Here is a 19,693-nt window from a genome sequence, read left to right as displayed (position 1 = left end):
CACAATCCTCTTTTTGCATATAAAAAGAGCATCTTCCACTATAAGATGCCCTCAAATTTTTAGCTTATAAAGCTTAAGCACGCTGCTTTCTTGTCAGTACATCGAAAATAACGGCCAAAGCCAAAACGCCGCCGCGAATCATGTATTGATAGGAGATCCCTGTTCCCAGCAAGTTCATGCCGCTCGACAGTGAAGCCATTACAATAGCGCCGATAATGGCACCGGTCACTTTCCCAACGCCACCTGCTGAAGAAACCCCGCCGACATAAGCTGCGGCAATGGCATCAAGTTCGAACAAGGTCCCTGCTGTAGTCGTTGCCGATTGCAGACGTGAAGTGAACAAGATGCCGCAAAGGGCAGCTAGCATCCCCATTGAAGCAAAAACAAAGAGCGTAATTTTCGTGACGTTGATTCCGCTCAAATGGGCTGCTTCCGGATTGCTCCCGACGGCATAAATATTGCGGCCAAGCACTGTTTTCGTCGCCAGGAAATGATACACCACAACAACCAGCAGCATGATGACCACTGTCCAGGAAAAACCGTTATAACCTGCAAGAATCCATGTGATGTATCCGATAATGAAGGATACAAAAACCAGTTTCATGACAAAAATCTTAAAGGATACCACTTCAAATCCGTATTTTGCTTTATTGCGGCGGTTTGAAATCTCGCTGTAGATGTACAGCAAAATTCCTGCAAGGCCCACCAATAACGATAAAAGGTGCAGTTCATTGATTTCCATAAGCGACGGGATAAATCCGTTGCCGAGTGCATTAAAGCCCTCGTCATTGACAATGATCGTCCCAGTGCCTTCTGTGACATTCAGCAATGCTCCACGGAAAAACAGCATCCCGGCAAGTGTTGCTACAAACGCTGGAATGCCGACTTTGGCAATTAGAAATCCGTTGAAAAGGCCGATTACCACGCCAAATAACAAAACGAGCGGAATCACCAGAAATACGGACATTCCCATCTGCGAAAGGAAAATCGCAGCGACCGCCCCCAAAAATCCTGCTAAAAATCCGACCGACAAATCGATGTGCCGGATAACAATGACCAAAGTCATTCCAACTGCCAGAACAGCAATGTACCCAGTTGAATCCAATAAATTACTGATATTCCGTGAAGAAATGAACAAACCGTCTGTCATAACAGTAAAAGTCAGTATAATGACCAGCAAGGCGATATACATCCCATAATCGCGGATATTCGCTTTAATCAGGTGTTTTGCTTCTGCTAAGAATCCCATTGTCCCTACCCCCTATTGCGTCGCAAGTTCCATAATGGCTTCCTGAGTCGTTTCTTCTATTGTTAATTCACCTTTTATGGCACCTTCCGCCATCACATAAACGCGGTCGCTCATGCCGATGATTTCATTCAATTCTGATGAGATCATGATGATGCTCAATCCTTCTTTGATCAGCTGGTTCATGATGGTATAGATCTCGAATTTCGCGCCAACATCGATTCCGCGTGTCGGTTCATCCAAGATCAAAATCTTAGGTCCGGTAAACAGCCATTTGCCGAGTGATACTTTTTGCTGATTGCCTCCGCTCAACTTGCCAACCGCCTGCTCAAGTGAATTCGCTTTGATGCGCAGCGACTTTTTATAATCTGTCCCGACTTTCACTTCCTCATTCAAATTGAGGACGCCTCTTGTTGAAATTCCTTTCAAATGTGCTGCGGTGACATTATTTTTGATGTCTTTGATCAGAAATAGCCCATTGCCTTTGCGATCCTCGGTCACATATGCGATGCCTGCCTTAATCGCGTCGCTTGTGTGTTTAAGTTTTCTCTGTTTTCCAAAGACCTGCAGTTCACCTTGCAGCTTGTAATTTTTTGGATTGCCGAAAATGCTCAGCGCAAGTTCCGTCCGGCCAGAGCCCATAAGCCCGGCAATGCCGATGATTTCCCCTTTTTTCACTTCCAGGTCAGCGTGTTTGACCACTTGGCGTGCAAGTTCAGGATCATACGCCGACCAGTCCTTCAATTGAAGAACCGTCTCCCCTATTTTCTTGTCCGGCCGTTTTGGAAAAATATCTTCAATTTCGCGTCCCACCATATTTTTTATGATGACGCTTTCCGAAATCTCTCCTTTATGGGCATCCAATGTGATGATGGTTTTGCCGTCGCGCAAAATTGTCGCCTTGTCAGCGATTGAAATGACTTCTTTCAGTTTATGGGAAATCATGATGCAGGTGATTCCCTGGCTTTTCAGTTCCTTCAATAACTCCAATAAATTCTCGCTGTCGTTTTCATTTAAAGCTGCCGTCGGTTCATCCAGGATTAATAGTTTTACGTCTTTGCTGAGCGCTTTGGCTATTTCAACCAATTGCTGTTTCCCTACACCTAATTCCTTGATCAAAGTCTCCGGATCCACTTTCAATTTCACTTTCTGCAGTAATTTTGTAGATTGGACAATTGTTTCATTCCAGTCCACAAATGGGCCCCTCCGGATTTCATTGCCGGAAAAAATATTTTCGTAGACCGTCAAATCCGGAAACAGCGCCAATTCCTGATAAATGATGCCGATGCCAGCTTTGACGCTGTCATTGATCTCGCTAAACTGCTGGACTTTCCCTTCGAACACAATATCCCCTTCATATGTGCCATAAGGATATACGCCGCTCAGGACTTTCATGAGCGTCGATTTGCCTGCGCCATTTTCTCCGATCAAACAATGGATTTCGCCTCGTTCCACCTTGAAATTGACATCCGATAAAGCTTTCACCCCTGTGAATGACTTGGATATATTTTTCATCTCTAAAATATAGTCGCTCATTTCTTCGCCTCCCTTGCGCAAACACCAAGGAATGGAGAAATAGTGATAGAAGCTTCTATCACTATTCCTTCCGTCCTATGTGATTATTTACTCCAAGCCTGTAAATTCATTAGCTTTGTAATACTCGGAATCAATCAATTCTTCTTTGGCGTTTTCTTTATCCACTACGATTACATCTGTTTGTTTCGCTTTTACTTCTGTCGCACCGTTATCGTAAGAACCGGTTGTTTCCGGTGTGTTACCGTCCATGACTTCAACAGCCATACCCATTGCATCTTCAACCAAGGTACGGACATCTTTGAAGACCGTCATCGATTGTTTTTCATCGAGAATGTATTGGACAGATGCTTTCTCAGCGTCTTGGCCAGTAATCAAGTAGTCTGTCACTGCAGCATCTGATGCAAATACGTCCGCGATAGAACGGGCAGTTCCATCATTCGGTGCCAGGATGGCTACATTGCCTTTCATATCGTCGCCAACGGAAGTCAAATGCGTCTGAGCTTTGTTTTTCGATTCGTTCGGATCCCAGTTGGTTGTGACTTGGCCGATAATTTGGCTCAGCTGGTCACGGTTCAGCTCTTTTGTATCTTTTAATGCTTCCGCTTGACTGGAGTTGGCAATTTTAAATGTGCCATCTGCAATTTTCGGCTGCAGCACTTCCCATGCACCTTGGAAAAACAAGAATGCGTTATTATCTGAAGAAGCTCCTGCATACAAGTAAAGCGGTACTCCTGAGCCTTCCACGTTGTCCACTAAATACTGCGCTTGTGCAGCACCTACAGCTAATGAATCGAACGTTACATAATAATCGACTGCATCTGTATCCGTGATCAAGCGGTCATAAGCAATGACCGTTACGTCGTCTTGCTTTGCTGCCTCAACTGCTGCTGCCGCCGCTGCGCCGTCATGAGGTGTAATAATCAATACTTTAATGCCTTTATTCAATAAAGCTTCCACGTTCTCTTTCTCTTTTGCTGAAGACCCTTGGCTGAACAGAATTTCTGTTGAATAATCCGAGTCTGCTAATGCTGCTTTAAAGCGCTCTTCATCTTGCACCCAGCGCGGCTCATCTTTTGTCGGCAGCACAATTCCGATATCTACGCCTGAACTTGAACCCGAACCCTCTTCTCCTCCTCCGCCGCCGTTGCATCCAGCTGCGATCAATGCAAATATAGCCAAAATCATCAAAAACAAGAAGCCCTTAGAATTCTTTCTCATCTTCTTACCCCTCTCCCTTTATGAAAAGTTAAGTTCATATTTAGTATAATTCCGCTGAAATTTAATGTAAGCGCTATCACAAGTATTCTTTTAACATTAACTGTAATTTTTTATCTTTTAACTTACTGATAATAAAAACACTTTTTTGTAAAGAAGTACTTTTGCATTTAGATTTGTATATTTTGTAAGCGACTTATCTTTTACATACCACTTCGGACGCTTTGGGCATGGCTCACACTATAAGCCGGGAAGATCACCCGTCTTACAGCTCCGCCTAGCCCTTGGACGCGCCTTCGCTAAATAATTCTCATAACAAGAAAGACGAACATCTGTACACCTTATCTATTCAGCGTAGCTATTTTACGTAAGATCGACTGATAAAGTTAATTAAGCTAAAAAACCTCCCGCAAGTTGAAGCTTGCGAGAGGTTTTGCAGTAAAGATTAATTTAACTTCAATTTATTCACTCAGGCGTGCGAATGACGAGAACATCGCATTTCGCTGAACGGACGATGGCTTCTGACACGGAACCAAGAAGGAAACGTTCAACGCCGCTTACTCCAGTAGCACCGCAAATAATCAAATCCGCGCCGGTTAAGTCAGAAAGTTCTTTTGTGATAACTGTTTTGGGCGAACCGTATTCGATGACAATCTTTACGTTTTCAACACCTTGAAATTCTGCCTTCGACTTGAAGGAGTTCAACATTTCTTCCGACATCTGTTGAGCTTTGTCGATGCTGGTGCGGTCATAAGCTTCGAAAGCTCTTGTGTCCACTACATTGATGAGATTCAATACTGAACCTGCGTTGCGTTTTGCTACGTCGATCGATTTATGGAATGCATATTCCGATTCTTCTGATCCGTCGATTGCTACGACGATATTTTTATAATGATTGGCCATTTTAACTACTCCCTTTCTAGAACGAATTGAAAGCTGTGACAGCCGTTTAAATCAGTTGATTGTTGCGCTCGGCTTTTTGAGGAATAAAGACAGCACAATATTGATGATGGCAAAGATCAAACTGACAGTAAAGACAAGTGACGATCCTGATGCTGCAGCTTCAGCTGGTGCTGCAGCATTTGTCGCTAATAAACTGCCTTGTCTAGCCGCCATAAGGGAGACCATTACGGCAATACCGATGGCGCCAGCCACTTGCTGGATTGTCTGTGTGATAGCGATGCCGTCCGGATAGAACCGTTTCGGCAAAGAGTTCAGCGTGTTCGTTTGAACGGAAGCAAGAACGGCCCCGATTCCAAGCATCATGATGATGAATGTCACAACAATCAGCCAAACAGGCGTCGTTGTGCCGAACTGCGAATACAAAATATAGCCGATTGCCACTAAAGCTGTTCCCGGTGTGATAATTGCACGCGGTCCGTATTTATCAAACAAGCGGCCGATGACCGGTGCTAATATACAGTTCAGCAAGCTTCCTGGAAGAAGCACTAAGCCTGTTGTAAAAGCAGCCATGAGAAGCGCCATTTGCATGTACATCGGCAAGATGACCAGCATCGACAGCATGTTAAAGAACGTGATGAAACTCATGAACACTCCGAGGACGAAAAGTGGATAACGGAATGCTCTCAAGTTCAGCATCGGGTTTTCCATTTTCATTTGGCGCATTGCGAAAAGAATGATGGCCACAAGCCCGATGATGATTGATCCCATAACCGTCGCACTTGTCCAGCCGGAGTCACCCGCCATACTTACTCCGTACACCACTCCACCGAATCCGATGGTCGAAAGAATAACAGATAATGCGTCAATTGAAACTTTGCGGATTTCGTTAACGTTCGGCAAGAAAATAAATCCAAAAATAAGGGAGAACAATAAGAACGGTGTAGTTACCCAGAATATCCATTCCCAAGATAATGTATCTAAAATAAGTCCTGCGATTGTAGGTCCGAGGGCTGGGCCTGCCAACATCACTAATCCCATGACCCCCATTGCAGCGCCGCGTTTGTTCGGCGGGAAGATGGTGAAAATCACATTTTGCGTTAACGGCAAGTTAATGGCTAAGCCGGCTGCCTGAATAATACGGCCGATCAATAAGACACTGAATACAGGCGCCAATGCGGCGATAATTGTCCCGCCTAGAAGCAGCACAACTGAAGTGATGAACATTTGGCGCGTGGTGAATTTTTGCATCAAGATGCCGGATACGGGTACCAATATCCCCAATGTTAAAAAGTAACCTGTTGCTAACCATTGAACCGTTGTCGCGTTAACCCCGAATATCTGGCTTAAATCGCCTAAGGCAATATTTAATGCCGTTTCGCTAAAAAGTCCGACGAAGCCTGCCACTAAAAGGGCGACCATAATCGGTCCTGTTTTGATTTGTTGTTTAGTTTTCGTACCTGTTGCTGTTTGTGTAGTAGTCACGTATTCATACTCCTCTAATCAAATTGGCCTTGCTGATGAAACAATCGCTTTTGAATGGAAATGCGATACCGGAAGTTTTTTCTTCTACAGATGACTCGATCCAACATGCTGTTTTCTGCTCTTTCGGTTGAAAGATATGCTGCGATTACGCTAGTCAGCAGTCCTCTACTTCCGTCATGCACCTCCATGTCCCCATCGATTGGTTTACTATAACAAAATTTTTTCTTAATTGTCAATAAGGTTGACAATGTTTAATTTTTCTGTTTTTATCAACTAAGTTGACAATTTTAAAATTTTCTGTTATTATTAAAAGAATTGACAATGTTTGTTAGGAGGACCAAATGTTTAAAATTGGGGATTTGATTATTTATTCCGTACACGGCATTTGCAGAATTGATGATATTAACGAAAAGACAGTTTCAGGCATTACCAAACAGTATTACGAATTGCATCCATTGGAAAATAGCCAGCGTGTAACAATCAGTACACCCGTCGACAATGATAAAGTGGTGATGCTTGAGATGCTTCACAAAGATGAAGCGATGCAGCTGATTGAAACATTCAAAGAGCCGGAGATGGAGTGGAATGATAACTCCAATACGCGCCTTGCCTTCTTTACAGACTTGCTTAATACAGGGGACCGGAAAGAAATTGCCCGAGCGGTCAATACGCTGATGCGTAAAAAAATTGAAGCCAAAAAGGAAAATAGAAACCTTTACGAGCGAGACCATAAATATTTGAACACTGCCCAGTCTATACTCTTTCAGGAGTTAGCTATTTCTCTAAATACGACATTTGAAGAAATAAATGCAATGGCAACAAAACTGATCAGCGAACATCCATAAATTAAAAACCCCCGCTTGCCGTTTGATTCGGCAAGCGGGGGTTTTTAATTTATGGATGGCGGCTTAAATACCCCAATCCAATTTTAAGATGTCTTTAAGGACTTGTACTTGTTCCACACCAATCTGATCAGCAATTCTTTTTTCCAGCTGTGCTTTCAGCGCTTCATTCTTTTCATAGCACTCTTCGCCTAATGCAGTTAGCTGAATCCACTTCTCTTTCTTATTGTTCTCCACGTTGTTAATTTCCACTAGCCCTTTGGCTTCCAGGTTTTTGATGAATTTATGTATCGCCTGCCGGGAAATTTCAACGTTTTTTGTGATATACGAAATGGTCGGCTGCTTTTTATAAATTCTCGCCATGATATACCATTCCGAATTCGAAATGTAAATATCACTTTGATTATTCCAGGCTCTTTCTGAGATTCCTCGCACTAAACTATGCCGTTCACTCAACAAATCTATCAGATCTAAATTCCGCAATTCAGAGTTCGAACTCAAACGAACCACTCCTATCAACTTCTTCGCAACTTAATATACAGATTGTGGTTCGGGATGTCAATTTGGTTTGCTTTCAAAATGATGTTAAAAAGTGCGGTGTACATTACTTTGAAAGATGTTTAAAAGAAGGCAATCCGAGGGTAGAGTTTAAGATTACAAAAATTAAGAAAGAGGATTGATAATATGGTCAAAATTGCTGTTGAACACCCTTTTACAGATGTGCGGCGTGCACTGAAGAAAAAAGGATACCAGGCAGATATGGTGAAGCAAACTACAGAAGCCATCGGTTCTGATGTAATTGTTGTACGAAATCAGAATGTTTTTGCGGGTTCGCGTATAGAAGGTTCACTCGTGGAAACCCGTGGGCGAAGTGTCAGTGAAATCGTCGAAGAAGTAGAAGAACGCCTGCAACGTGCCGGAAAAATTGCGGGAACAGCGGATGCTTCTAAAAGCAGCTCAAGTGGCGGTTTCACTTCTGGCGTGATAACCGGTGCATTGGTCGGTGCAGCAGCAGCACTTCTTGCAGCTCCAAAAAGTGGGAAAGAACTCCAAAGCGCAGTGAAAGAAAAAATTACGAGCGGCAATTCAGATGGAACCGGAAAATTGAACCAAGTAAAAGAGAAAGCGTCACAAGTAACCGGCCAGTTGAAAGAGAAAGCCAATGAAATCAAGGATAAAAAAGGCAGTAATAGTTCACTTGCCGGCCAGCAGAAAGGAAAAACCTCTCCATTTGAAACCGTGCCGGAAGGTTTTCGCGTTATAACAGTCGGATCAGGCAACCCATTGACTGAAGTTGGCCGCAATGCCCCGAGCACCTTGGTTCAATATAAAGACAAATATTTCTTAATCGACTGCGGTGCCAGTACAACCAGCACCTTAATGGAGCTTGGTCTTCCTGCTAAAAAAATCACGAACATGCTGTTTACCCATCAACATGTGGACCACAACGGCGATTTTTGGACGTTCTTCATTGACGGTTGGCAAGGTTCTACTGGAAGACGAGAACTTAATTTAGCCGGGCCGCAAGTTCAGGACCTGTATGATACGACCGTCAACTTCTTTAAAGAAGATTTGGAGTACCGTGCAAGTTTAGGCACGGCGAAAGACGGTGCCCTGACAAATGTGAATATTACCGATTTTACTGAAGATCATCATAGTTTGGAACTTGATGGCGTGAAGATTACGGCTATTCCTGTTCCGCATACCGCTCCAACCTATGCCTTCCGTTTTGAGGCGGGCGGACAAAGTGTCGTCGTGTCAGGAGATTTGGCTTATACCGATAATCTGGCCCCGTTTGCAAAAGATGCAGATATTCTAGTGTTGGATGGCATGATGAGCGGCACTTTTTCAGACCTTCCCGAACAAGCAGCCGAAAATCTAAGAGAAGGCTTAGAAGGATCTCACGCCACTACAGAAGATCTTGCTAAAATGGCGGCAGATGCAGGAGCAAAAAAAGCCGTTCTGACCCATCTTGGATTGGGTGGAATAGATACTGACCACGTCAAGAAGGCATTTAGAAAGGCGAATTTCAAAGGAGAAATCGTAGCCGCTGAAGATGGCCTTGTGATTAATCCGTAAGAATTAGTTTTTATAGTGGATGAGCCGGCACCTGTAACCCAATGCCGGCTCATTTTTTGTTGATCGTATGTGAAATTCATTGATTATGAGACATATATCATCGATTTTTCCAGGCTATAAAATCATCTTCCTCCAAGCCACATAAAAGAAGCCACCGAGATTTTCTCGGCAGCCCTGGAGCAAAAGCATGTCTTTGTACTTTTAGTAATCAATCATTCAACTTGTCTTTATTTTACTGCCTGTAACCGGACTTTTTCCAAGTGGCGTTCCATCTGGCCTAAATGGCCTTCTATATGCTTAACGATCAGATGATCAATCAAGAATGATAGTGGTTTGCCGTCAAAATTCGGGTTATAGCTTGGCGCGGTTTTCGCTAAGTCTTCCTCTTCAACTTTTTCAAATGCATCTTCTGTAAGTGGAACAAGCGATTGCAGCCATAAAACAACTTCTTCTTTTGAAACAGCCTCAACTTGTTTTTCTTCAACAGCTGCCAAACGTCTTACATGCTCATGATTGCGTCCCCATTTTGCACCCGGAACAATCAATAGCGCTTCCAAATCGGCTACCCAGAATTCTACTGCTTCAATGACGTGGTTGGCAACTTGCATAACGGACCATTCTTCAGCAGAAGGCTTCTTATATAATAAAGATGTTTCTGTCGCTTCCAATAGGCTGACCATTTGATTGATCGTTGATTTGATGTGTGTTGAACTTTCTTTCAATTTTTCAATAGTCACTGTAAAATACTCCTTAGTTCCGGTTGTAAACCGTTATTTTTGATGCTTTGCAACTAAACACTGAGAGAGGAATGAATTTTATGTCCAGCAATTCAACAATCGGCTCATTAGCTTTAGGCATTCAAATTATTGATGCCGTTGCACAGAGCGATCTGCCATTGAAATTTTCCGATATTCAGGAGATTACCGGCATTTCCAAAAGCAATCTGTACAAGTACTTGAATACATTAACGCAAATGGATTTATTGTACCGAGACCATAAACGAGGCGCTTATTCTCTTGGGTATAAATTTTTGGAGTACGGCACTGCCGCCTCGCAAAACGCTGATTTTATCGGGCGACTGACACCCTATTTTAAGGAAATCAGCAAAATTACCAGTATGACCACCCTTTTCGCCACTTGGATAAATGACGGGCCGGTCATCACAAATATCTGGAACACCAATTACGGACTGAATATTGGTGCACAGGTTGGAACAAAGCTTCCCTTGTCTTCATCATCCGGGAAAATATTCGCTGCTTATGCAAATTCACTGGAAATGACCAATTGGATCGAACGCGAACAGCAAGCAACCGAAGACTTTGACATTTCTAAGTTCCAGCATGAACTGAAGCAAATAAGAGAAGACCAATTTACATACTCCTATGAGCCGCTTGTCCGCCATGTATCGTCTCTCGGCTTTCCGATTCTTAACTTTAAGCACGAACTGGTAGGTTCTTTTTCTGTCGTCGGTTTTTCGGAAGACGTACCCCGTGAACGGGATTCGGAAGTCATTCAAAACGTTCTTTCCTTAAGCAAAGAGATGTCTGCTATTTATGGATATAAAGAGAAAGAGGAGTAATCCCTCTTTCTCTTTTTTATTATGCTTTTACTTCGTCTTTGCGTACGTTGAAGTAATTGTATAAGAAGTCTGCCACTTCATAATCCGTATCTTTGCGCTGGTTGAAGATTGTATTGCGCAGCAGCGTTGTGATTTCATCTTCTGCATGGATGATTTCTCCCCATTTACGTGCAGACGTTTGAACCATTGCACTGCGTGGCAGTCTTTCAGCTTGGTATTTATTGAAAGCTTCGTTATAAGTCGCTTCTGTTTCCAGTGCTTCCCCTAAAACATAAGCATCTTCAAGCGCTTGTGCAGCGCCTTGTGCCAAGTACTGCAGCATCGGATGCGCCGCATCCCCAAGCAAGGTCACATTGCCTTCTGTCCAGTTTTCGATCGGCAGACGATCGAACATTCCCCAGCGGAACTGTGTAGAAATAAACTCCAACGCCTTCTCAACAAGAGGATGAGCCCCTTTGAAGCGCTCCACCATTTCTTCCGGTGTTCCCCAATCGCCGTCCGGTTTGTAGTCATAAGTTTTAAAGACAACCACTTGGTTATAAAGTTCACCGCGGCGTACCGGATATTGAACCAAGTGAAGGTTCGGCCCGATCCACATAATAACATCGTCCATTGCGACATCGCCTTTTGCCGTGATTTCTTCAATCGGAATCGTTCCGCGATAAGCAACATATTCAGAGCAAATCGGCTCATCATCAGAGAACATTTTCCGGACATTCGATTTCAAACCATCTACTCCGATGACAGCTTCCGCGTTGTACGTTTCACCGTTTTGGTTGATGACAGTTGCTTGGCCTTCTCCTTGTTCAACTTTCTGGATGATCTGGTTGTTCATGAAAGTGATTTTTCCCTGCTTTTTGCAGGCTTCAAATAATACACGGTGCAAGTCTGAACGGTGCAGCACCAAGTAAGGCTGTTTAAAACGTTCTTGGAATCCTTCAGTCAAATCTAGAACTGCCAGCTCTTTTGCTGTATAAACGTCTTTTAAGACAAGGCGTTTCGGGGAAACCGACACTTTCTCGATTTCTTCTTTTACTCCCAGTTGGTCCAAAACATACAAAGCGTTTGCCCCTAACTGAATTCCTGCTCCCACTTCACCAAATTCAGGTGCTTGCTCCATAACTGTAACGGACTTGTCTGTGCGCTGAACGATTGAAAGCGCTGTCGCCAAGCCGCCGATCCCTCCACCTACAACAATGATATCGCTTACTTTTTCCATTTGAAAAACCTCCTGAATGTATTTAATCCACAAATAGAGAACTAAGTTTCTTATTAATGAAAACTTTAAGCTTTTCTGTTATGATTGTCAATAAGAAATATAAATTTTCTATCTTTTTAATCAGTTCTTTCTCTTTTTTCTTATGCTTGCGAAGGGATGGAACAGAAAGGAGGAAAACGAAATGGAAGAAAGAAAGCCGGCAATTATCCAATCGCTTCAAAATGGATTGGACGTTCTGGAAATGATCGCTAAAGAACGCAGGCCGATGAAATTCACCGAAATTCAACAGCTGTCCAATATGACCAAAAGCAATATCCATAAATACTTGACTACCCTTGCTCAAGCCGGATTTCTCAACCGGGATTCAGTAACAAATACATATACGCTGGGCAACAGGCTTATTGAAATTGGCAATATGGCCCAAGGCGATACATCAATTATTGAAATTGCTGATTCGTATATGAAAGCTTTTACCGAAGAAACAGGGCTGACTGCATTAATTGCACTTCCTTCCATAGATGGTCCGCTTGTAAAAGAAATCTGGAGCGTTACTTATGGCATTGATATTGGCGCACAGCACGGAACTACATTGCCGCTCCTTTCATCTACCGGTTATATTTTCTATGCATTCCAAGAAGGGCTGCAGCTGAACAAATGGATCGATCAATCCCGCCAAACTTTGGCCATTCAGGATCAATTAGTGATTATGAAGGAAATGGACCAAGTCAGAGAGCAATCGTTTGCAGCCAAAACAGAACCGCTCATTGAACATATTTCATCGTGCAGCGTGCCGGTATTCAATCATCACCAGGAATTAGTAGCAGCGATTACAGCTGTTGGTTATAAAAATCTGATTCCACAGGATTATCACCATCCACATGCGCAAAAAATGCTTGCGCTTTCACAAAAGCTATCCAATTACTTCAAGTAATTATTTCAGAAGAAACAGAAAATTTCTGAAAAGTGTTGACATCGGACGTACAAATGGTTTATGTTTTCTATAAATAGAGAACTAAGTATTCTATTTAGATAATTAGGAGGTCTATCATGAAATTAATTAACTATACACATAATGGCTTAACACGTGCTGGTGCAATTGTAGACGAGCAGGTGGTTGACTTAAATCTAGCTTACCAAGCGCAATTACAAGCAGCTGGTGAATATCGTTACAAAGAAATTGCACACGCTTACGTACCATCTACAACAGATGAATTATATCAAGGTGGAGAAAAATCACTTCAATTAGCACAGGAAGCTGTAGACTTCATCTTGGCTAACCCTTCTGTATCAGCCCAGAAAGCTGTTTACAAGCTTGAAGAAGTAAAAGTAGAAGCACCTGTCATCAACCCTGGAAAAATCATTTGTGTTGGACACAACTACCGCGAACACATTCTGGAAATGGGCCGCGAATTGCCGACTCACCCAGTAATCTTTGCAAAATTCGCGAACACGATCTTAGGCCCGGAAGACGATATCCCGTTCTACCCGATTTCAGAGCAGCTTGATTACGAAGCAGAATTCACATTCGTTATCGGCAAACAAGCACGCAACGTTTCTGAAGAAGATGCGCTGGATTATGTAGCCGGTTACACGATCACAAATGATGTAACTTACCGCGACATTCAACGCCGCACGTTGCAGTGGCTGCAAGGTAAAACTGTGGACGGTTCTGCACCAATGGGCCCTTACCTGGTGACTACTGACGAACTGAAAGATCCATCCGGTCTGGACGTTGTCTTAACGGTAAACGGTGAAGTTCGCCAGAAAACCAACACTGCTAACCTTGTCTTCTCTGTTCAGAAATTAGTTTCTTTCCTATCTAATTTGATGACGCTTGAGCCTGGCGATGTTGTATTGACAGGTACACCTGGTGGAGTCGGAGTAGCGATGAAACCTCAGCAATTCTTGAAAGACGGCGATGTTGTACGCATCGAAATCGACAAAGTCGGCGCACTTGAAAACAAAGTTGCTACTGCATCAACTACTTTAGTCAACGCTTAAGCATTTACTAGCCAAAAACTTTCCACAATACCGCAAGATCAACCATCTTGCGGTATTTTATACTAATCTTCAAACCAATCTACTTACAGAAGGAGTCGAAGTAATATGGCAGGAGTATCTCCAGAAGTAGCAGCATTCATGAAAAGTCAAACGGTAAAAGACTATAACAAAGAAATCGCTCAATACAACTTAGGTCCCCTATGGGAAGCAATACCTGAAATCATGAACAAAACGCCGAAGCCACATGCTGAAGCTTATTTATGGTCAAAAGAATTGATCGATGCAAAAATGGCGGAAGCTTGCCAGATCTTCACACCTGACCGCGGGGGTGAACGCCGTGCATTGTATTTCCAAAACCCTGGCTTAACTTACCGCAAACCTTGGGGCTGGGCTTCAACTTCCCAAACAATCTATGCAGCTGTCCAGATGCTTCTTCCAGGTGAAAAAGCACCTTCTCATCGCCATTCACAATCTGCGCTGCGCTTCATCTCTGAAGGAACCGGCGCTTACACAATTGTTCAAGGCGAACGCATTTTCATGGAAGAAGGCGACTTCTTGACCACGCCTAAAAACTTATGGCATGGCCATGAACATTTGGGCGATGAGCCGATGCTGTGGATGGATGCACTTGACATCCCTACTTTGTATTCAATCGGCGGCACTTTCTTTGAACCATACGAAGGCGGCCTTCAAGAGCCGGAAGTTCCGGACAACTTCTCAGAAGTGCGCTACCGCGGCGGCATGATGCGCCCTGTAGGTGACGACAAGTATACAGTTGCGCCGCTTGCAAACTATAAATGGAGCCGCACTGTAGATGGCATCAATGGTTTAATGCAATACGAGCCGGACAAGCATCACGGTTATGCACTAGAATACATCAACCCGTCAACAGGAAAATCAGCAGCTCCTACTTTAGGAACTCGCATGCAGCACCTTCCTGCCGGGATGCATACACAAGCATTGCGCCATACCCATTCCACTGTTTACCATGCGCATAAAGGCGAAGGCTACACTATCATCAACGGCGTTCGCTTTGATTGGAAAGCCGGCGACTACTTCGTGATTCCGAACTGGGCCTGGTATGAGCACAAAGCGACTAAAGACGCTTACCTTTTCTCTGTCAACGATATTCCGATCATGGATCGTTTTGAATTAGAGCAGGAACAATCATTCGATTCCAATAATGGTCATCAGGAAGTTACTGGTGAGTTTAAAGCAGCATTCCGTTAATATTTTGAAGCAACGAATTGCCCCGTAAATGATAAACAACTTGTTCACATTTACGGGGCAATTTTTCTACCTATTTTTAGGTGCTTTTTTAATCAAATGAAATGTAAGCGCTTAATCTTTATATTAGTATAACTTTTAAAAAGCAAAATTGAATAGTAAAGGAGGTGGTGCAACGGTGCCAAGCGCCCCCACAATGGCAAATAGGAGACTCACTTTTCAAGCAGCGCATCACTGGAACCAGTAACATCGATTGAAGTTGAAGGACAAATCCGCTAAAAATATTCCCAATATTTTGAATTGGTTTACAGACAACGCCAATCATTGATTACTTCCTATTTCTTCGTTTGTTAATAAAGGATATGTAAGCGCCACTTTATTATCGAATGTGGAAATCCAGTAGATTGTATCTTACTAATCTCTCGGTATCACTGTATTTTAACCGCTCCAACAATACGTGATTTTAAGGAAGGATGTTTTATTAATGGAAAAAAAGAGATTTTGGACTTATGAAAATAAAATAACAATCATTTTCTTCTTCGTCATCGGGTTTGTATTTTTCGATCGACTGGCAATCAATTACTTAATCCCATTCATGCAAGGAGACTTTCCCCTTTCGAATACGCAAATCGGCTTAGCCAGTGCAGCTCTTGCATTGACCTGGTCGATTGCAGGACCGCTCGGCGGACTTCTTTCGGATAAAGTGAAAAGCAAAAAGACGGTATTAGCCATTTTTATCATCCTGTTCTCTTTAATCTCTCTTCTTCATGGTTTAGTGGCATCGTTTGCCATGCTGTTCATTCTCCGTTTGATTATGGGGATTGCCGAAGGGCCGATCATCCCGATTACCCAATCGGTCATTGCGATCGAGTCTTCGGAAACACGCCGCGGCTTTAACACCGGTTTTACAATGAATACAGCAAACGCCTTATTCGGAAGCTTGCTTGCTCCAATCATCATTGTGGCATTGGCCAGCACATTCGACTGGCATACAGCGTTTTATCTGACTATTATTCCAGGAGCCATTCTGGCGCTGGTTGTTCTTAAGTTCATGAGAAACCCGGTAAAACTGGAAGAAGAGCAACAGCAATTGGAAAAAGCAAAGAAAAAAGTGAGTTACAAAGAAGTCCTGAAGCACCGCAATATTTGGCTGAGTGTTGTCATCTTCAGCTTGTTCATGTCAGCTTTAATGGCTTTCAGCATTTACACGCCAACTTACCTGGTAACCGTTAAAGGCCTGACTCCAGGGACGATGAGTATGGTAATGGCAGCATTCGGTGCCGGCTATGCGATTTTCGGCTTATTGATCCCTGCCCTTTCGGATAAGATCGGAAGAAAAGTGACCTACACCATTTTCTCTACCCTTTCCATTTTGCTGCCGATGGCTATTTTGTATATTCAATCCGTGCCATTGCTGATGGCGGCGGTATTCATCTTTGCAGCTGGCCCTTCTGTAGGTTCAATTGTCATGTCAGCCATCCCGGTAGAATCTGTGCCATTTAAATTTGCCGGAATTGCTGTTGGATTGACGATCGGTATTGGTGAACTTTTCGGAGGATTCCTGACGCCTATCCTCAGCGGTATGGCTGGAGACGCTTTCGGGCTTCAGGCAGTGCTATTCATTAGTGCAGGTGCTGCGGCGTTAGCATTCTTATGCTCATTCTTCCTGATTGAAACATTGCCATCTAAAGTGGCTAAGACACAGGAACAAACAGCGGAAGCCACTGTTCCAGTCCGTCCTTAATATTGCCGGCAAAACCTAGTCCGTCTCTACTGGCATGCCAGCGGCGACGGGCTTGTTACTTTAGTTTCCATAAAAGCTTCATGTTAAAGGAGAGTTGAATCGATGAATAAAAAACTATTATTGATTATCTTAAGCTTGTTTGTATTGTTCAGTGGCTGCAGCAGCGAACCGACCGCTTCCGCCGGTGAAAAAGCCCAGCAAACCAAGAGTGACAGTTCTAAAGCTGCTCCTGAAAAAGAAAAAGCTTCTGCATTTGCCACTGTTCCGGAAGGCTTTCGCGTCATAACGGTCGGGTCAGGCAATCCCAAAACGGAAGTTGGCCGCAATGCCCCGAGTACGCTGGTTCAATTTAAAGACAAATTTTTCTTGGTCGACAGCGGTGCCAATACCACGAGCACCTTATTGAAGCTCGGCTTGCCAGCTGAAAAAATCACGAACATGCTCTTCACCCATCAGCATGTGGACCATAACGGCGACTTCTGGAACTTCTTCATTGATGGGTGGCAAGGTCCTACAGGAAGGCGCTCCCTTAATCTAGTCGGTCCTCAAGTGCAGGACCTGTATGATACAACCGTCAACTTCTTCAAGGAAGATCTGGAATACCGCGCGAGTCTAGGCTGGCCAAAAGATGGCTTGCTGACAAACGTGAATATCACGGATTTTACTGAAGAGCAGCATAGTCTGGAACTGGATGGGGTGAAAATCACGGCCATCCCTGTCCCCCACAGCGTTCCTACCTACGCTTACCGTTTTGAAGCAGATGGCCAAAGTGTCGTGATTTCTGGTGACTTAACTTATACCGACGATTTTGCGCCATTTGCAAAAGATGCAGACATTCTAGTGATTGATGGCATGATGACGAGTGATTTCTCTTCTGTTCCGGAGCAAGCTCGCGAAAACTTAAAGAACGGCTTAAAGGTCTCTCATGCCACTACAGAAGAACTGGCCAAAATGTCAGCTGATGCAGGAGTTAAGAAAGTCGTCCTGACTCACATTGGCCTCGGCGGAGAAGACACTGACAATATCGACAAAGCTTTTTCAGAGGTTGATTTTGAAGGGGAAATAATCGTTGCTGAAGATGGCCTGGTGATTAATCCGTAAATTGTTTAATAGAATTAAAGAGCCCATATCTGTTAACAGATATGGGCTTCATGATGTCGAGAAACTTTCAGCATTTTTTTCATTTCGCTCCAGGGCGGACGCTTTCCGTGGGGTGTGGCCCTAAGCCTTCTCGCTCGCTGGCGAAAACCGTGTGCTCCTGCATCGCTGCGCTAGCTTCGTCGCAAATGAGTTGGTCAATTGCTTTTGCCCAACTCATTCCCTGCGGGGTCTCAGGACTCACATCGCTACGCTGCTCCCACAGGAGTCGCCGCCTTCCGCTGCATTTCGCTTCCTTTTGACACCTTTAGAGATTCTCTGGAATAGGGAGCTGATTTGGAAAGCTCTCCAATGCTTGTCCCTGCTCCCTAAATATGGAGCCAACCAGCGGAGAAAATCGTACTGCTTCTGCATTGCTACGCTAGCTTCGTTGCAAAGACTATTAGCCTCATAACAGGTGACACTTAAACAAAAAGAAATGATCACCTGCGACTGTTAAGTCATGGTGATCATTTCTTTTTGAAAACGATTAGTTTATCAAGATTTTATTTAGTTAATCCAGACTTCAAAAATTTGCCTGTGAATGCGTAAATGCCTTTATACTCATCCAGATGTGTGAATTTGCCAAGGAAGCCATGCGTGACGCCTTCGTATCTTTTTAGTTCAACCTCTACACCGGATTTCTTCAGGTTTTCGGCATACTGCTCCCCTTCATCCCGCATTGGATCGTATTCGGCGGTAATGATCAAAGCTTCTGGCAGGCCTTCCAGGTTTTCTTCTCTAATTGGTGACACCATCGGATTATCCGTATCTACGTCTCCTTTTAAATAGAAGGAATTATGCTCAGCCAGCGTATGGCTTTCTACAAAATAACCTTTCGCGTTCTCCACCAATGACGGGTAGCGGAATTCGCTAAAATCCAGGTCGAGTGACGGATAAAACATGACTTGTTTTGTAATAGAGATTTCCTTTTTTTCGCGGGCCATCAAAGAAACAGCACCCACTAAGTTTCCGCCTGAACTGTCTCCTGCAATCGCCAGGTTCTTGCCGTCCCACTGCAATTCTTCCTGATGCTCTGTCGCCCATTTGGTGACGTTATAGCAATCTTCAAGCGCAGCCGGATAAGGATGCTCAGGAGCGAGGCGATAGCCTACTGAAATCACTTTATAGCCGGATTCCTTAGCAATCGGCCGGACAATTTCATCGTGGCTTTCCAAATTTCCTGAGAAAAATGCGCCGCCGTGGAAATACATAAGAAGCGGGAAAGACTCCCCTTCTTCCGGTGTGTAAATTCTTACCGGGATATCCGCTTCCGGAGTCGGGATGGTTTTCTCTTCTACGGAATAAACTTGCACGCGCTGTTCTAGTGGCAGCACAGGTGCATCGAACATTTTTCTATGTTCTTCCGGGATGATTTTAAAGTTCGGATCAGATTCAGGAATGAATTCCAAGATTTTCTTTATTTCGGGATGTACGGGCATTTAAGAGTCCTCCTTATTTCTTGCGTTCTGTATTAATGATA

At 43.7% G+C, this 19,693-nt stretch carries 17 protein-coding genes; 8 read left to right on the top strand and 9 right to left on the bottom strand.

The window, feature by feature from the left end:
• Positions 1-73 precede the first annotated feature (73 nt).
• The 5 genes from AC3AQ9_RS12955 to AC3AQ9_RS12935 all read right to left on the bottom strand — a co-directional run bounded on the left by AC3AQ9_RS12955 (position 74) and on the right by AC3AQ9_RS12935 (position 6,382).
• The gene (locus AC3AQ9_RS12955) at positions 74-1,249 is read right to left on the bottom strand and encodes a sugar ABC transporter permease (protein ID WP_488307913.1); all 1,176 of its coding nucleotides are present in this window, start codon (positions 1,247-1,249) and stop codon (positions 74-76) included.
• Positions 1,250-1,261: 12 nt separating this feature from the next.
• On the bottom strand, positions 1,262-2,782 hold the full coding sequence (locus AC3AQ9_RS12950; RefSeq protein ID WP_488307912.1) for an ATP-binding cassette domain-containing protein: 1,521 nt from the start codon (positions 2,780-2,782) through the stop codon (positions 1,262-1,264).
• An 87-nt stretch (positions 2,783-2,869) separates the two neighbouring features.
• Positions 2,870-4,000, bottom strand: coding sequence for a sugar ABC transporter substrate-binding protein (locus tag AC3AQ9_RS12945; RefSeq protein WP_488307911.1), 1,131 nt, complete (start codon positions 3,998-4,000; stop codon positions 2,870-2,872).
• 462 nt (positions 4,001-4,462) lie between these two features.
• Positions 4,463-4,900, bottom strand: coding sequence for a universal stress protein (locus tag AC3AQ9_RS12940; RefSeq protein ID WP_488307910.1), 438 nt, complete (start codon positions 4,898-4,900; stop codon positions 4,463-4,465).
• A gap of 51 nt (positions 4,901-4,951) precedes the next feature.
• The gene (locus AC3AQ9_RS12935) at positions 4,952-6,382 is read right to left on the bottom strand and encodes a DHA2 family efflux MFS transporter permease subunit (RefSeq protein WP_488307909.1); all 1,431 of its coding nucleotides are present in this window, start codon (positions 6,380-6,382) and stop codon (positions 4,952-4,954) included.
• Between the two features lie 341 nt (positions 6,383-6,723).
• On the opposite strand from AC3AQ9_RS12935, the gene AC3AQ9_RS12930 reads away from it, so the two are divergent.
• Entirely contained in the window at positions 6,724-7,227 is a 504-nt protein-coding gene (locus AC3AQ9_RS12930) for a CarD family transcriptional regulator (RefSeq protein WP_488307908.1), read from the top strand.
• Between the two features lie 63 nt (positions 7,228-7,290).
• Here the strand turns inward: AC3AQ9_RS12930 and AC3AQ9_RS12925 are convergent, their stop codons facing one another.
• Positions 7,291-7,725, bottom strand: a complete 435-nt coding sequence (locus AC3AQ9_RS12925) for a MarR family winged helix-turn-helix transcriptional regulator (protein WP_488307907.1) — start codon at positions 7,723-7,725, stop codon at positions 7,291-7,293.
• Between the two features lie 183 nt (positions 7,726-7,908).
• Between AC3AQ9_RS12925 and AC3AQ9_RS12920 the strand changes: the two genes are divergently transcribed.
• Positions 7,909-9,303 carry a YkuS family protein gene (locus tag AC3AQ9_RS12920; protein ID WP_488307906.1) on the top strand — a complete coding sequence of 465 codons (1,395 nt, stop codon included), beginning with the start codon at positions 7,909-7,911 and terminating at the stop codon, positions 9,301-9,303.
• A gap of 227 nt (positions 9,304-9,530) precedes the next feature.
• On the opposite strand, the gene AC3AQ9_RS12915 is transcribed toward AC3AQ9_RS12920, so the two are convergent.
• A complete protein-coding gene (locus tag AC3AQ9_RS12915; RefSeq protein WP_488307905.1) occupies positions 9,531-10,040 on the bottom strand; it encodes a DinB family protein in 510 nt (169 codons plus the stop codon).
• Between the two features lie 80 nt (positions 10,041-10,120).
• Here AC3AQ9_RS12915 and AC3AQ9_RS12910 point away from each other — a divergent pair, with 80 nt between their 5' ends.
• Positions 10,121-10,882, top strand: a complete 762-nt coding sequence (locus tag AC3AQ9_RS12910) for an IclR family transcriptional regulator (protein WP_488307904.1) — start codon at positions 10,121-10,123, stop codon at positions 10,880-10,882.
• 19 nt (positions 10,883-10,901) lie between these two features.
• Here the strand turns inward: AC3AQ9_RS12910 and AC3AQ9_RS12905 are convergent, their stop codons facing one another.
• Positions 10,902-12,101, bottom strand: a complete 1,200-nt coding sequence (locus AC3AQ9_RS12905; protein WP_488307903.1) for an FAD-dependent monooxygenase — start codon at positions 12,099-12,101, stop codon at positions 10,902-10,904.
• A gap of 181 nt (positions 12,102-12,282) precedes the next feature.
• Between AC3AQ9_RS12905 and AC3AQ9_RS12900 the strand changes: the two genes are divergently transcribed.
• The 5 genes from AC3AQ9_RS12900 to AC3AQ9_RS12880 all read left to right on the top strand — a co-directional run bounded on the left by AC3AQ9_RS12900 (position 12,283) and on the right by AC3AQ9_RS12880 (position 18,174).
• Complete coding sequence (locus tag AC3AQ9_RS12900) at positions 12,283-13,032, top strand: IclR family transcriptional regulator (RefSeq protein ID WP_488307902.1); 750 nt, start codon at positions 12,283-12,285, stop codon at positions 13,030-13,032.
• 116 nt (positions 13,033-13,148) lie between these two features.
• Positions 13,149-14,102, top strand: coding sequence for a fumarylacetoacetate hydrolase family protein (locus tag AC3AQ9_RS12895; RefSeq protein WP_437151429.1), 954 nt, complete (start codon positions 13,149-13,151; stop codon positions 14,100-14,102).
• A 105-nt stretch (positions 14,103-14,207) separates the two neighbouring features.
• Positions 14,208-15,332 (top strand): cupin domain-containing protein, encoded by a 1,125-nt coding sequence (locus AC3AQ9_RS12890; RefSeq protein WP_488307901.1) that lies wholly within the window; start codon positions 14,208-14,210, stop codon positions 15,330-15,332.
• Between the two features lie 481 nt (positions 15,333-15,813).
• The gene (locus tag AC3AQ9_RS12885; RefSeq protein ID WP_488307900.1) at positions 15,814-17,073 is read left to right on the top strand and encodes an MFS transporter; all 1,260 of its coding nucleotides are present in this window, start codon (positions 15,814-15,816) and stop codon (positions 17,071-17,073) included.
• Between the two features lie 102 nt (positions 17,074-17,175).
• A complete protein-coding gene (locus AC3AQ9_RS12880; RefSeq protein WP_488307899.1) occupies positions 17,176-18,174 on the top strand; it encodes an MBL fold metallo-hydrolase in 999 nt (332 codons plus the stop codon).
• Between the two features lie 542 nt (positions 18,175-18,716).
• Here AC3AQ9_RS12880 and AC3AQ9_RS12875 read toward each other — a convergent pair.
• The gene (locus AC3AQ9_RS12875) at positions 18,717-19,652 is read right to left on the bottom strand and encodes an alpha/beta hydrolase (RefSeq protein ID WP_488307898.1); all 936 of its coding nucleotides are present in this window, start codon (positions 19,650-19,652) and stop codon (positions 18,717-18,719) included.
• Between the last annotated feature and the right edge of the window lie 41 nt (positions 19,653-19,693).

This window comes from Planococcus sp. VCh962, assembly GCF_057748275.1.
Note: the sequence above shows the minus strand (reverse complement) of the source record. Positions and strands in the feature narration are given on the sequence as shown.

Bases quoted from the DNA above. Each gene is read 5' to 3' on its own strand.
- AC3AQ9_RS12955 (WP_488307913.1), bottom strand. From the start codon at position 1,249: ATGGGATTCTTAGCAGAAGCAAAACACCTGATTAAAGCGAATATCCGC.
- AC3AQ9_RS12950 (WP_488307912.1), bottom strand. From the start codon at position 2,782: ATGAGCGACTATATTTTAGAGATGAAAAATATATCCAAGTCATTCACA.
- AC3AQ9_RS12945 (WP_488307911.1), bottom strand. From the start codon at position 4,000: ATGAGAAAGAATTCTAAGGGCTTCTTGTTTTTGATGATTTTGGCTATA.
- AC3AQ9_RS12940 (WP_488307910.1), bottom strand. From the start codon at position 4,900: ATGGCCAATCATTATAAAAATATCGTCGTAGCAATCGACGGATCAGAA.
- AC3AQ9_RS12930 (WP_488307908.1), top strand. From the start codon at position 6,724: ATGTTTAAAATTGGGGATTTGATTATTTATTCCGTACACGGCATTTGC.
- AC3AQ9_RS12920 (WP_488307906.1), top strand. From the start codon at position 7,909: ATGGTCAAAATTGCTGTTGAACACCCTTTTACAGATGTGCGGCGTGCA.
- AC3AQ9_RS12910 (WP_488307904.1), top strand. From the start codon at position 10,121: ATGTCCAGCAATTCAACAATCGGCTCATTAGCTTTAGGCATTCAAATT.
- AC3AQ9_RS12905 (WP_488307903.1), bottom strand. From the start codon at position 12,101: ATGGAAAAAGTAAGCGATATCATTGTTGTAGGTGGAGGGATCGGCGGC.
- AC3AQ9_RS12900 (WP_488307902.1), top strand. From the start codon at position 12,283: ATGGAAGAAAGAAAGCCGGCAATTATCCAATCGCTTCAAAATGGATTG.
- AC3AQ9_RS12895 (WP_437151429.1), top strand. From the start codon at position 13,149: ATGAAATTAATTAACTATACACATAATGGCTTAACACGTGCTGGTGCA.
- AC3AQ9_RS12890 (WP_488307901.1), top strand. From the start codon at position 14,208: ATGGCAGGAGTATCTCCAGAAGTAGCAGCATTCATGAAAAGTCAAACG.
- AC3AQ9_RS12885 (WP_488307900.1), top strand. From the start codon at position 15,814: ATGGAAAAAAAGAGATTTTGGACTTATGAAAATAAAATAACAATCATT.
- AC3AQ9_RS12880 (WP_488307899.1), top strand. From the start codon at position 17,176: ATGAATAAAAAACTATTATTGATTATCTTAAGCTTGTTTGTATTGTTC.
- AC3AQ9_RS12875 (WP_488307898.1), bottom strand. From the start codon at position 19,652: ATGCCCGTACATCCCGAAATAAAGAAAATCTTGGAATTCATTCCTGAA.